The sequence below is a fragment of the Streptomyces sp. NPDC027672 genome (assembly GCF_055566335.1).
This window is the reverse complement of record NZ_JBVHSO010000021.1, coordinates 82497-95855: the sequence shown is the minus strand read 5'-3', so window position 1 is coordinate 95855 and position 13359 is coordinate 82497. Positions and strand designations below refer to the sequence as shown.

At 74.4% G+C, this 13359-nt stretch carries 11 protein-coding genes; 6 read left to right on the top strand and 5 right to left on the bottom strand.

The window, feature by feature from the left end; all coding sequences use genetic code 11:
- Positions 1 to 167 precede the first annotated feature (167 nt).
- Positions 168 to 854, bottom strand: a complete 687-nt coding sequence (locus ACZ4SV_RS34560) for a ScbR family autoregulator-binding transcription factor (RefSeq protein WP_365942242.1) — start codon at positions 852 to 854, stop codon at positions 168 to 170.
- Positions 855 to 966: 112 nt separating this feature from the next.
- Here ACZ4SV_RS34560 and ACZ4SV_RS34555 point away from each other — a divergent pair, with 112 nt between their 5' ends.
- Both ACZ4SV_RS34555 and ACZ4SV_RS34550 read left to right on the top strand, forming a co-directional pair.
- Positions 967 to 1983: a ScbA/BarX family gamma-butyrolactone biosynthesis protein gene (locus ACZ4SV_RS34555; RefSeq protein WP_468010313.1), complete on the top strand. Its 1017-nt coding sequence runs from the start codon at positions 967 to 969 to the stop codon at positions 1981 to 1983.
- 237 nt (positions 1984 to 2220) lie between these two features.
- Entirely contained in the window at positions 2221 to 2970 is a 750-nt protein-coding gene (locus ACZ4SV_RS34550) for an HAD family hydrolase (RefSeq protein ID WP_468010308.1), read from the top strand.
- An 819-nt stretch (positions 2971 to 3789) separates the two neighbouring features.
- On the opposite strand, the gene ACZ4SV_RS34545 is transcribed toward ACZ4SV_RS34550, so the two are convergent.
- The 4 genes from ACZ4SV_RS34545 to ACZ4SV_RS34530 all read right to left on the bottom strand — a co-directional run bounded on the left by ACZ4SV_RS34545 (position 3790) and on the right by ACZ4SV_RS34530 (position 7952).
- The gene (locus tag ACZ4SV_RS34545; protein ID WP_468010304.1) at positions 3790 to 4563 is read right to left on the bottom strand and encodes a DAK2 domain-containing protein; all 774 of its coding nucleotides are present in this window, start codon (positions 4561 to 4563) and stop codon (positions 3790 to 3792) included.
- Positions 4564 to 4592: 29 nt separating this feature from the next.
- Positions 4593 to 5558: a dihydroxyacetone kinase subunit DhaK gene (locus ACZ4SV_RS34540; protein WP_468010301.1), complete on the bottom strand. Its 966-nt coding sequence runs from the start codon at positions 5556 to 5558 to the stop codon at positions 4593 to 4595.
- Between the two features lie 809 nt (positions 5559 to 6367).
- Positions 6368 to 7066, bottom strand: coding sequence for a tectonin domain-containing protein (locus tag ACZ4SV_RS34535; protein WP_397946493.1), 699 nt, complete (start codon positions 7064 to 7066; stop codon positions 6368 to 6370).
- A gap of 244 nt (positions 7067 to 7310) precedes the next feature.
- On the bottom strand, positions 7311 to 7952 hold the full coding sequence (locus ACZ4SV_RS34530) for a CatB-related O-acetyltransferase (RefSeq protein ID WP_468010294.1): 642 nt from the start codon (positions 7950 to 7952) through the stop codon (positions 7311 to 7313).
- A 313-nt stretch (positions 7953 to 8265) separates the two neighbouring features.
- Here ACZ4SV_RS34530 and ACZ4SV_RS34525 point away from each other — a divergent pair, with 313 nt between their 5' ends.
- The 4 genes from ACZ4SV_RS34525 (at position 8266) to ACZ4SV_RS34510 (ending at position 13310) form a co-directional block, all read left to right on the top strand.
- Complete coding sequence (locus ACZ4SV_RS34525; RefSeq protein WP_468010290.1) at positions 8266 to 9234, top strand: thiopeptide-type bacteriocin biosynthesis protein; 969 nt, start codon at positions 8266 to 8268, stop codon at positions 9232 to 9234.
- A gap of 2 nt (positions 9235 to 9236) precedes the next feature.
- Positions 9237 to 11885, top strand: coding sequence for a lantibiotic dehydratase (locus ACZ4SV_RS34520; RefSeq protein WP_468010287.1), 2649 nt, complete (start codon positions 9237 to 9239; stop codon positions 11883 to 11885).
- A 17-nt stretch (positions 11886 to 11902) separates the two neighbouring features.
- Positions 11903 to 12055, top strand: a complete 153-nt coding sequence (locus tag ACZ4SV_RS34515; protein ID WP_468010283.1) for a hypothetical protein — start codon at positions 11903 to 11905, stop codon at positions 12053 to 12055.
- Positions 12056 to 12125: 70 nt separating this feature from the next.
- A complete protein-coding gene (locus ACZ4SV_RS34510; RefSeq protein ID WP_468010281.1) occupies positions 12126 to 13310 on the top strand; it encodes a lanthionine synthetase LanC family protein in 1185 nt (394 codons plus the stop codon).
- Positions 13311 to 13359 lie beyond the last annotated feature (49 nt).

The window sequence follows — 13359 nt, the reverse complement described above, 5'->3', positions numbered from 1 at the left end:
CCGGGCAGCCCACGGTACCGGAACCGCCGACGGACTCCGGGCAGCGCACGGTGCCGGACCCGCCGACCGGAAAGGTTGTCGCCGCTGCGCCGGACCCGGCCGGCGGTGGCCGGCCGGGTCCGGGGAATCCGCGGCTGACGGAGGTGGGCCGGCGCCGCGCGGGAGGGTTACGCCTCCGTCCGCGCGAGGACGGCGCTGTCGGCCGGCGGCCCCTCCGGCGCGGCGGCCGGCGGCTGGGCGGGGACGCGGTCCAGCAGGGCCGCCGGGTCCGGCTCGGCCTGGAGCGCGGGGAGCAGCAGCCGCCACAGGTCGTGCAGGTGCTGTTCGATGTGCTCGCGGCCGTCCAGCGCGTCGGAGACGGTGTGGATGCCGAAGAAGGCGCAGACCACGCTGTGCGCGGCGGTGAACGGGTCGACTCCGGGGGCCAGTTCACCGTGGGCGCCCGCCTCGGCGAGCAGTTCGCCGACCACCTCGATCCAGTCCACGAAGGGGGTGGGCAGCGGGGCGGCGATGGCCTTGCGCTCCATCCAGAGGCGTGAACCGGCCCGTACGACAACGTCGTCGCGGAAGGCGCGGGCGACGGTGAAGCTCAGCCCCACCAGCTTCTCCAGGGCCGGGCCGTCGGTGGACCGATGGCGTTCGATCATGCGCGGCCACGAAGCGAAGTGCTCCTCGACCACGGCGAGCGCCAGTTTCTCTTTGCTGGCGTAATGGAAGTAGATGGCGCCGCTGGTACGCCCCGAAAGGGCGCTGATATCGCTGATGCTGGTCCCGGCGTAACCCCGTTCATCGAACAATTGTGCCGCGGTTTCCAGCAGAGCCCGCCGTGTCAGATTCGCTTGCACGCGTCGCAACCTTTTTCCGGGGTTCTCGTACCTCTCCTGCCGGTAGGCAATGTAATACCTGAAACCGCCGGACGGGTCGAGTCGGTGTGCGGAACCAGCCGAACTGCGGTCTGCTGGGGGAATGGACGCTCGAATCCGTGGCACCGTCGAAGAGCCGCGGGCCCTGAGCTGGTCACGCACGGTCGCCCGGGAGCTGGTCCACCGGGTCTCGGTGGCGGAGGTGCTGCTCACCGACGTACTGCGCCTCGACGAAACCCGTTTCACGGCGGCCGCGTGCTGGTCCCGGTCGCACCCGACGTTCCCCGTCGACGGCCGTGCCGTCCATCATCCGCTGATGGTGGTGGAGACGCTGCGGCAGCTCGGCATCTTCATCCCATTGCGGTACTTCGGCCTGCCGGTGGACACCCGGATGCTCATCACCGACGTCTTCTTCACCACGGAACCCGACGCGCAGCCGCGGGCCTGTCCCGCGGCGACCGAGGTGACCTGCCGGGTCCGGGTCACCGGGCTGCGCACCGGTGCCGACGGCGCCACCGGCGGCTTGCGGCTGCACACGGAGTTCCTGGCCGACGGCGCGGTGTTCGCCAGGGCCGGCGGCGGTGCGCGGTTCCTCTCCCCCGAGCGGTACGCCGCCCTGCGCGGGCCGTTCGCCGGCGCCCGCCAGCCGCCCGCGTCGGACGCACTGCTGCGGCCCGACCCGGCGCGCCTCGGCGTGCCCCACGCCCGGGACGTGGTCGTCGGGCTCGCCGGGGAACACGGACGTGCCCTGTCCGGAGAACACCGACGCGCCCTGCCCGACGGCGCGGACGGCCGGCACCCCCGGCTCCGGCCGCCCGCCCGGGAGGTGCTGGTGGACGCGGCCGACCCCTGGCATCCCTTCTTCTTCGACCACGACACCGACCACGTCCCCGGGATGGTCCTGCTGGAAGCGGCGCGGCAGGCCGCCGCGCTGGCGAGCGACGGAGCGCTGTCCCAGCCGACCGGTGCGCGGCTGACGGCGCGGCGCTTCACCGAGTTCGCCCCGCCCGCACGGGTCGTCTGCGTACCGCATCACCGCACGTGTGTCTTCCGGTTCGTCCAGGACGGACAGCAACGCGCTTTCGGTGTTCTGCACTACCCGTCACTCGTGCGAGCGTAACCCAGCGCGATCACTTGACTCCCACAGGTGACCAAACCTAGCGTAACGATCGTTATGTTCCCTGGTGGGACAGGTTCGTACGGCGCTCCTGACCGTCCGTACGGCTCCCGGCCCTGCCGGAACCCTGTGCCGCTCCGCGCACCGGGTGACCCGTCGGCACCCCTCGCCTTCGTTCGGTGAGAGGACGTCGCGGCCCGGCCCGCGGTCACGCGGCCCCTCCGAACGGAAAGCACAAAGATGACGCTTCATCGCATCCTTTCCTGGACCCCGGCGGCCGTCGTCTTCGACTGCGACGGCACCCTGCTGGACAGCGAACGCCACTGGGAGACCGCTCGGCAGCGCGTCCTCGACGACGTGGGACTCGCCGTCTCGGCGGGCTTCGCGGAACGCTCCAAGGGCCTGCACTACACCGAGTGCGGGCAGCTCATGGCCGACGAAGGCGGCCGTCCGGATCTGGGACGGGACCTCGCCGACCGGCTGCTGCGGCACTTCCGTGTCCTCGTCTGCGAACACCCGGTGACCATGCCGGGCGCCCGCGACGTGGTGCGGGCCACCGCCGCCTTCGCCCCGCTGGCCGTGGCCAGCAACTGCCCCCGAGAGGTGGTCGAACCCGGTCTGGAGACGGCCGGGCTGCTCCGTCACTTCCGCGCCGTGGTGGTGCCGGACGACACGGTGCGGCCCAAGCCGGAACCGGACGTCTATCTGGCGGCCGCCCGGCACTGCGGGGCGGACCCGGCCGACACGCTGGCCGTCGAGGACACCCGGTGCGGGATCCTCGCGGCGAACCGGGCCGGACTGCGGGTACTCGGCGTCGGCCCCTGGCCGGGCGACGACACCGCCGGCCTGACCGACCTGTGGGTCGAGACGCTGGACGACCCGCGGATCATCCGCTGGGCCACGGAGCGGACGCCGCTGCGCACCTCGCCGCCCAAGCCCGCGCAGGCGCCCTCGCCGACCGGGGCCGGGCTGCGCACCGCGGCGCAGTGAACACGGCGGCGGACCACCCGGCCGGCCCGTGAAGCGGGCCCGGTCCCACTCTCGGCCGGCGCGGCACCCTCCACCCACCCGGGTCCCGCGCCGCCCGGTGGACCCACGCGGACCGACATCCCCCGCCGGCCCCAGCAGGCCGACACCACACCGGAACCCGGCCCGCCCGACACCACACCGAAGATCCGGCCCGACCGACCCGGCACCTCACCGAACACCCGGCTCGGCCCGCTCGACGCCACACCGAGCACCGAGTCCTGCTCGGCCGGCGCCACACCGAGCACCCGGTTCGGCCCGGTCGACGTCACACCGAATACGCGGTGCGGCGCGGTCGTTGCGGCTCCGGACCGCCCGATCCGCCGGGGCACTCCGGCGTCGGACGGCCTGGGACGGGAGCCCCTGGCTCAGCATGGTCGGCCGAACGTCCGCTCCTGGCACGGTCGTTGGGCGTCGGGTCGCCGCCCGGGTTGGGGCGCCCCGGCATCCGACGATCTCGCGCCGGACGGTCTGGTCCGGCTGGGGCGTTACGGCGCCGGGCCACCCGTCCGGCCCGGACTGGCTGGCACGGACGCCCCCGGCTCGACCCGGTCGGGCTCGCGCCAAACGGCCTTCCTTGCCCGTCCGTTGCGGCATTGGACAGTGCGGCCCGGTTGGGTCGTTGCGGCACCGGACCGCCCGTCCGGCCCGGACGCCCCGCACCGGACCACCTCACACCGGCCGATCTGGCGCGGACCGGCCTGGCGCCGGACAGCCCACGCCAGCCGATCCGGCACAGGACGGCCGGGCACCGGACGACCCGGCACCGGGGGCGTGCCCGGCTCAACCCGGCTGTTCCGGGACCGGGTTCGTTGCGGACGGGGGGAGTTCGGTGACCACGGCGTCGGCCGAGGAGAGGAGCAGGCCGATGCCCACCGCACCGGGGTCCGGCACGCCCCTGCCCCGCTCGCCGACGTAACTGGCCCTGCCCCGGCGCGCACGCAGGCGCGCGGTCGAACGTACCCCTTCCCACGCGGCGCGCGACGCGTGGGCGAGGGCCACCCGGCTGCCGGCCTCCCGCGGGCACACCCGCAGTGCTTCGCAGGCCGGGTACAGCGCGTCGACCAGGGTCTTGTCTCCCGGCCGCGCCTCACCGACGCGTTGTACGGCGGCGAGTCCACCGGTGAGGCCCGCCCGCAGCGCGGTCACGTCCAGGACCGGTCCGGACGCTGCCAGTGCCAACTCCTCCAGCAGCAGCCCGAAGAGCGGTCCGCTGGTGCCACCGACCCCGTCCAGGAAGGCCGTTGCCGCCGTGCGCAGTGGTCCGCCGGCCTGCGCGGCCCGGCCGGCCGCCAGCGCGGACACCGCCGCCTGCTGGTCCAGAACGCGGACGGCCGCGTCGAGTCCCGCCCTGAGATTGGTGCCGAAGTCACCGTCGCCCACCCGCTGATCGAGCGCGGTGAGCTGGGCCTCGGTGGCCCGGACGGTGGCGGCGAACCTCCGTATCCAGCCTTCCGTGAACACGGCGTCCGTGGCCGGGATGTGCGTCGACGTCGTCTCGATGATCCCGGTGTTGGCTGATGTCGTGTCGTCCTCCGCCGAGTAGTGTTCCAGCATCGTGCCACCTCCTGCCCGCCCTCGGTCCTTCACCGGGGCCATGCGGCCGTGTGCGCCGGCGCGTCGAACCACTTGACCGTCTCGGCATCCGCCCCCATGAGCGTGAGCGAGAACCCTCGCATGTCGAGCGCGGTCACGAAGTCGCCCACCAGGACGCGTTCGAGGACCAGTCCCCACCGCTCCAGCCGCAGCGCGAGCTGCCGCGCCACGCCGTACAGTTCGAGCCGCGTCACCCCGCCGAGCCCGTTGACCAGGGCGATGACCGATTCGCCGGCCGTCCGGCCCAGCGCCGTCAGCAGTGCCTCCGTCATCTTCGTGACCAGCTCGTCCAGCGCCGGCCGGGTCTCCGTACGACGAGCCCGCTCACCATGGATGCCGACGCCCCACTCCAGGTCACCGTCGGCGAGGTCGAACGCGACGCGTCCCGTGGCCGGTGAGTGGTGTGCGGCCGACGCGACCGCCAGGCTGCGACAGCGGCCCACCAAGTCGGTACCGAGATCGGCGAGTTCGCGCAGTCCGAGCCCCGTGTCGGCGGCGGCCCCGAGCACCTTCTCCACCAGCACGGCGGCGCCGGTGCCCCGGCGGCCGGTGGCGGAGTCGGCCGATTCCGACGCCAGGTCGTCGTCGATCAGCACCCGGGCGCATTCGATGCCCTCGTGGGCCAGACGCTCGGCCGCGATACCGAAGTTGATCCTGTCCCCGGTGTAGTTCTTCACCAGGTGCAGCACGCCGTCGCCACGCGATACGGCGCGGGAGGCGTCGAACACCTGGCGGTTGTGCGGCGAGGCCATCAACTGGCCGGGGCAGACGGCGTCGAGCATGCCCGCGCCGATGAAACCGAGGTGCAGCGGCTCGTGCCCGGAGCCCCCGCCCGACACGAGCGCCACCCGGCGGCCGGGCGACGGGCTCCGGGCGCGGAGGAACCCCGCCTGTTCGTCGTAGACCGCGAGATCGGCGTGGACGCGGGCGAACCCGGCCAGCGCGTCGGGGACCATACGGTCGAGTGAATTCGTGAAGTACACCACTGGCCGGCCTCCCAGACGTCCTCGGCCTCCCAGCGCCCCGGGTGCGGGACGGGGGCCGTGAACAACGGTGGGTCGTTCACAGGCACATCCCCCAGGGACGCGCAACCCGAGATGCTGCCTCACTTCTCTCCGGGTCTCACCTGCCTTCGACATCTCGCGTACCTTGACGGCTGTCGCCCTCAGGTACGTCTTCCGGCCATGCTGCGGCCGACCGGCCCCGGCGGCAAGTCGGCATGATCCGCACGACGGCTGCCGGCCGGGGCCCGGCGCCCCGCGCGGACGGTGGCGGGCCGACGTCCGGGCGGGTATCCGGTACGGCCGGACGGCGTACGACGCGCGGGCCGGCGGGGCGGGGTCGCCGCCGACGCGCTTCTGCGGCGAAGTGCGGGGACAATGAGCGGAGGAGGCCGGGCGTGCCGGACATCTCTGCCGGAGAGCCGGACATCTCTGCCGAGGAGGCGACACCGACCGCGCGCGTCCGTCCCGTGCGGGCGAGGCCGACGGCTCCCGCCACGACGGGCACGATGACCGCGCGAAGCGAACGCGCCGGGCCGTCACCACCGTCCGGCCGGTCCGGCCACCGATGCCTCCGCGACGGGCAGGCGACCGCGCGGAGCGCACGTCCCGGGCGCCGCCGCCCGGCCCACCCCGGCCATCGGCTCGACCGCGCCGGCCACCGGGCCGGACCCGCGCGGCCCGGCGGCCCTAAGAACAGCGGACGGTGTTCCGCGGCACCCTCGCGCCCCGGACTCAGCGAGTGGGATCCGGGGCGCTGCCGGTCAGGCGGGCAGGTCGCCGGTGTACCGGTAGATGTTGCCGGCGGAGTTCACCCCCCACACCGTGCCGTCCGCACCCGCACCGATGTCACTCAGCGCACCGGGAACCTGCACCCACGGACTCGCGTCGTTGTTGGTGTAACGGTAGATGTTGCCGCCCGAGTTCACGCCCCAGGCGTTCGTCCGCCAGCCGGCGGCGATGGCCTTCAGGCCTCCGTTGATCTGCTTCCAGTGGCCGGATTCCTGGTCGCCGGTGTACCGGTAGATGTTGCCGGCGGAGTTCACCCCCCACACCGTGCCGTCCGCACCCGCCCCGATGTCACTCAGCGCACCGGGCACCTGCACCCACGGACTGGCGTCGTTGCCGGTGTAACGGTAGATGTTCCCACCCGCGTTCACGCCCCACACGTTCGTCCGCGAACCCACCGTGATCCGCACCAGCGCACCGGAGATCTGCTTCCAGTGGCCGGATTCCTGGTCGCCGGTGTACCGGTAGATGTTGCCGGCGGAGTTCACCCCCCACACGGTCCCGTCCGCACCCGCCCCGATGTCGCTGAGCGCGCCGGGAATCTGCACCCACGGGCTGGCGTCGTTGTTGGTGTAACGGTAGATGTTGCTGCCCGAGTTGACACCCCACACATTCGTCCGCGAACCCACCGCGATCCGCACCAGCGCACCGGAGATCTGCTTCCAGTCGGCCATAGCGCCGACTCCTTTCCGTTCGGGAGTGCTGCCTCCGCATGCTCTCCAGACGGAACGATTCACCATGTAAGCAGATTTAAGGAATGATCTTCTTAACTGTCCTAAAGACCGCGTTTCCAGGCGAGACGGCTGTATACGACAGGGGTGTAAGGGTGCCGCGACGAGGCAGAGTGACGCGAAGTGACGTCACCCGAACGAACTACAAGCACCCGACAAGTTGACGACCGCGACGCCGTCCCCCGGTTCAGCACGAGCCGGCGGCGGCCTCCAGTTCGCTGATGCTGCCCGACATGATGGTGCGCACGTGCTCGGTGAGGTGTTCCACGGGCCAGTCCCACCAGGCCACCGCCAGCAGCCGGGCGATGTCCCGGTCGTCGTAGCGGGTGCGGATGAGGCGTGCCGGGTTGCCGCCGACGATGCCGTAGTCGGGCACGTCGCCGGTGACCACGGCGCCGGTGCCGATGATCGCGCCGTGTCCGATCCGTACGCCCGGCAGCACCGTCGCACCGTGGCCGATCCAGACGTCGTTGCCGACGACGGTGTCCCCTCGGTCGGGCAGGCCGGTGAGCAGGTCGAAGTGGTCGGCCCACGAGCCGCCCAGGGTGGGGAACGGGAAGGTCGAGGGGCCGTCCATACGGTGGTTGGCGCCGTTCATGACGAACTTCACGCCCGTGCCCAGCGCGCAGAACTTGCCGATGATCAGTTTCTCGGGTCCGTAGTGGTAGAGCACGTTGCGCGTCTCGAACGCGGTGGCGTCGTCCGGGTCGTCGTAGTACGAGTACTCCCCCACCTCGATCAGCGGGGACGTGACCAGTGGCTTGAGCTGGACCACCCGCGGCTGCCCGGGCATCGGGTGCAGGACGGTGGGGTCGGCGGGCACAGGCATGGCAGGTGGTTCCTCGGGGGCCGGGTGCGGGTGACCGGTCCATGATCGTGTCGATCCGGCCCAAGCGACACCGAATTTCCGCCCGGCCCGGCTCGTACCCGACTCCGCCGCGCCAGCGGCGCGTTGCCGCACGCGTGGGGCAGACATCGTCGGCGGCTCCGGTGGGAGAGCGGCGCACTGAGCGGTCCGGTGCGGACAGCGGGATACACCAGCGCACTCCTGTTGATCATATGACCAATTCGCTGTGATGCTTCGGCACCGGTGCGGACGGGACATCACAGCAGTGGATCGTCCTTCCCGGTGAGGAGGCCGCATGGTGCGAATCGAGCGTTTACTGGCCGACTGCCTCCATGACGCGCGGACCGGGCCGCTGGGCACCGTTGCCCTGGCGGCGGAGGACGCCGGGTACGCGGCGGCGCGCCGGACGTTCCTCGCGGCCGGTCTGGCGGCCCTGCGCGACCATACGCCCGAGGGCGGGTGGGTGCAGCTCGGCCTGGCCGGCGCGCCGGGCGCGTTGCCGTACGGCCGGCTCGCCGCGACGGCGCGGGAGCTGCTCGACGGCGGGCAGGCCCGGGACTTCTTCTTCATGCACAAACCCCCGGGACTGCGCGTGCGGTTCCGCGCGGCGGAGCCCTCCCGCGCACCGGACCTGCGCGCCGCGCTGCTGCGGCGGCTTGAGCCGGGACGGCGGGACGGCACCCGGACGCAGCCCGTGGCCGGTGTGTACGAACCGGAGACGTATCTCTTCGGCGGCCCCCATTCCATGCCCTGGGTGCACGCGTTGTTCACCGCCGACTCCCGGGCGTGGCTGGACGTCCACACCGCCGCGGCCGGTGATCCGGCGCCGGCCGGCTGGCGGGTGTCCCTCGCGCTGCTGCACGCCGTGTTCGACGGACTGGGCATCGTCGGCTGGGAGCACCGGGGCGTCTGGCAGGTCGTACGGGAGGAGACCGGCCGCAGGCTGCCGGGGGCGCCGGAGGACCCGGACCGGCAGCGGGCCGCCGCCGGTATCCGTGCGTGGTGGGAGCTGAGTGCCGAGGACCGGCTCGGGGCGCTGCCGAAGCCGTGGCGGGACCTCGTGCGCGAGCACGTGGCGGCGGTCGGACGGGCCGCGGAGCGCTGGCACCGCCATTACTTCGCGTCCGGCGAGGCCACCATCGGCCCGCGCCGGGCCGCCGCCCACCACGTGGTCTTCCACTGGAACCGGGGCGCGCTCGGCACGGCACGGCAGTGCCTGCTCACCGAGGCACTCGCCGCCGACGGCCGGGAAGGGGCGGACTGAGCATGGAACCCGTACCGGCACAGGCGGCCCGAACGGCGGATGTCCGGAACGCGGCGCTCGGCACCACGGCGCTGCTGCGGCTGGGCGGGATGCCCGGCGCGGCGTGGACGGCCGGCGCCGCCACCCGTCTGTTCGCGGACGCGGCCCGGCACGCCGACACCGTCGACCGGCTCGCCGCGCGGGCCGGGGCGCTGGCCGACCGGCTCGGTGCCGAGGTCGTACCGCAGCCGTCGCTGTCCTCCGCCGAACGGGGTCCCGTGCTGGACCTCCGGCGGCGGCTGCACTCCGGTGCGGCGCCGCGGGCGGCGGACTGCGCACTGCTGGAACGTTCGCCCGCCGTGCCCGCCACGCTCGCGGAGCAGGCCCGCGCCCTGCTGGATGAGGCGGCGTCGGCGGAGACGGCCCTGAGCGGGCTGCGGCAGGCGGTCGTGGACGAGCAGCGGCGCGTCGCCGAACAGGCGTGGCGCACGGTGTGTTCCAGCCCGGTGCTGCGGGCGTTCCTGGACAGCGCCGCTCCCGGACTCGCCGAGGACACCGAACGGCGGCTCGCCGAAGGCCAGTCCTGGTCGGGCAGGCAACTGCGCAAGCGCGCCGCCTACTTGTGGCGGATCGTGGGCCGGGCCGCCGCGAAGACCACACCCCGCGGCTGGGCGGGCCAGATCGCCGCGCTCCCGGTGACCGGCGCCGCGGACGGGTGTCCGCCGCTCCTCGTGCCGGGCACCTCGCTCGGGGCCCTGGCGGCGGTCGCCGTGGAGAACGTGCACCTGCTCAGGGCACGCGGCGGGCCCGCGGACCTGCGCACCGCCGGCCCGAAGACCCTGCTGACGCCGACGCCCCTGCACTTCGCCGAGCCGCCCGCCGCCGCGCCCGGCGACCTGCCCGGCCAGGTCCGGTGTTACGTCGTGGACTCCCGGGAGCCGGGCCGGCTCCGGCAGATCGTGCTGCGCCGCACCCGCGTGCTGGAGGGCGTCCTGGCCCTCCTCGCCGACGGGCCGCGTCCGCTCGGCGAACTGGACCGGCTGCTGCCGCCGCTGACCGCGCAGCCCGGCCGGCCGCCGCTGGCCCCGGAGGTGCTGCGCGGGTTCCTCCAGCACCTGCACCGGCTGGGCGTCGTACAGATCTGCCGGGAACCCCGCCGGCACTGCAGCGGCTGGGTGCCGGCCGAGGCGGTGACCGCCGGCGGGACGTTGCCGGCGGCGCCCGCGGGCGGCGGGTCCGACGCCTGGTTCCTCGACTCCCACCGCCGTCTCGGCGCCGACGCCGCCGTGCCCGTCGCGGCCGTCGCACGCGTCGAGCGCGGGCTGCGGATCGCGACCCGGCTCGCCGCCCTCCGCGAAGCCGACCGCCCCCCGGACCCTCCGGAGCGGCAGGCCTGGTTCGCCGGGCTGACCGAGCGGGCCCGCCCCATCAGCGAGATCCTCGCCGACCGGCTGAGCACCGACGAGCCGCCGCCCGCCGCCCGCCGCTACACGGGCTGGCCGGCCGCCCGCGACCGCGCCGGCGGCTACGGCCGGCTGCTGGACCACCTGGCGGCCGCCGCCCGCTCCGGCGCGGCCCGCGTCGACGTCGACGACGCGCTGCTGGACGCGCTGGGCGCCCCGCCCGGCGCGGACACGCTGCCGCCCTGGCCCGTCGACTGCCTGCTGCGCCCGCTGGCCCCGTCCGCCGCCGACGGTCCGGTGGCCGTCCTGGAGACCGCCTCGCCCGCCGGGGTGCTCGACGCGCGGTTCGCCGACGGACTGCGCGCCCTGCACGGCGGATACGGCAATGCCGACGCCTACCGCGCCTTCCTCGCCGCCGTCGAGGACCGCACCGGGGTCCGCTTCGTGGACCTGCTCGTGCCGCCGCTCGCCGAGCGGTCCGCCAACGCGGTGCGCCGTCCCGTCACGACCCGCTGGTGGACCGGCGACCCGGACCCCACGCCGTACTACGGCCCGCACGGCCCGCACGCGCGCTACCTCCCGCTGGACCGGATCAGCCTGCGGCGCGAGCACGGCCGGATCGTCGCCGAGGCGGACGGCCGCCGCCTGATCCCCGTGTACCACGCCACCCGCTCCCCCGCCCCGCCCTACGACACGCTCCTGCGCCTGCTGCTCGCCGCGAGCCATCCGGCCGCGTCCTGCCTCATCCGCCTGGACGCCCTGGACGCCGCCCTGCCCGACCTGGCCAGGCTGCCGCGGCTGACCGCGGGCGGCGACCTCGTCCTCGCCCCCGCCACCTGGCGGATCGACCGCGGCCGGCTGTGGCAGCCGGGCGACGACCTGCTCGCCAAGGTCCGCGCCCTGGCCCTGCTGCGCCGGACCGCCGGTCTGCCCCGGCACGCGTTCGCCCGCACCGCGCCCGGCGCGAAACCGGTGCCCGTGGACCTGGAGTCGCTGACGGCCATCCACCTGATCGAGCGGCTGTGCGCCCGGCAGGCGGGCACCGCGCTGCTGGTGGAGGAGATGCTGCCGGCACCCGGGGAACTGCTGGTGAGCGACCCGCTGCACGGCGGCGCGACCGTCGCCGCCCAACTCCTGCTCCGGCTCCCCCACGACCAGAGCGCCGGCCGGCTCGCCGCTGCCGCCGCCGACGTCCTGGTCCGCGGCGGCCGGCACCACGTCCCCGGCCCGCCCGCCAGGCGGTCCGCCGGGGCGGCCCACACCCGATGAGTGAAAGGGGAAGTCCCATGCCCGGCAACGACATCACCGAACTCGACACGCTGATCAGCGACCTCGAAGAGCGGATCACCGACGAGGACCTGCCGTCGGTCTCCGCGTACACCGAGGGATGCAGCGGCCTGTGCACGATCATCATCTGCGCCACGGCGGTCGTCTGTTGATCCTTCTCCAGGAGCCGCCCGTCCGCGCGGGCGGGCGGCTCCTGCCCGCCCCCAGGAAGTGAGGAGGACGATGGCGTACGACACGGCAGCACCGCCCACCCCGCTCGACGACGTCCACGGTTTCGCCGTCCGGTACCTGCGGGAGTGGGCCGCCTCGCCCGAGCGGGGCGGACACCGCTGCGATCCCGGCATCCCCGTGCTGGCGCACCTGGTCGCCGACGACGAGGCGGCGCCGGCCGCCGTGGCCGTGTGGTCCCGCACGGCCGGCCGGGGACCGGCCCACCCCGCCCTGTACGACGGAGGGCTGGCCGGCACGCTCGTCGGCCTGCGGCTGGGCACCCGCCTCCACCCCGGGCTGCGGCCCGCCGCGGACCGGCTCGCCGCCCACCTCGGCGGACGCCCGCCCCGGTACCGCACCCGCGACGTCGCCTTCCCGGACTACGACCTGATCTCCGGGCCCGCCGGCACCCTGCTCGCGCTGTGCGCGGCCGGTCCGGCCGGACCCGTGCCGCGTCCGCTCGCCGCGCACCTGGCCCTGCTGTGCGACGAGGAGGAGCTGGGCCGGCTGCGCACGGGCCAGTACGCGCACCACCCGAACCTGGCGTGGATGCACGGCCGGGTCAACACCGGCATGGGGCACGGCGTCGCCGGGCTGGTCACCGCGCTCACCGCGGCACTACGCCGCACCCGGCCGGGCACCGGCCTCGCCGACACCCTCACCGCGGCGCTCGGCCGGGCCACCCGCTGGCTGGTCCGCCAGGCGTACGACGACGAGCGGTCCGTCCGCACCTGGCCCGGCGCCGGACTCGACCGCCCGCCCTCCCGCACGGCCATGCCCCGGCAGGCCTGGTGCTACGGCGCCCCCGGCGTCGCCTGGGCGCTGTGGGACGCCGCCGACGCCCTCGGGGACACCGCCGCCGCCGACTGGGCCCTGGCCGCGTTCACCACGCTCGCCGAGCACTACGACGAGAAGTTCCACCTCTACGGCGACACCCCGGCCGACCGGCTCGGGCTGTGCCACGGCGCGGCGGGCGTGCTGGCCGTCGCCGACGCCTTCGATCGCCACGCGCGGCTGCCCGCCGCCGGCGCGCTCAAGCGGCGGCTGGCCGACCACGTGACGGAGCGCCTCGGCTCCCCCGCTGCCGCCGACTGGCCGGCGGACCTGCTGACGGGGCTGCCGGGCGTCCTGGCCGCGCTGCTCACCGCGGCCCACGGCGCGCCCCGCGTCTGGCTGCCCTGCCTGGGCTTGCGCTGAGCGGAGGCGATCATCCGCTGACCGGGCGGGAGAGCGGAACCGTCGTACC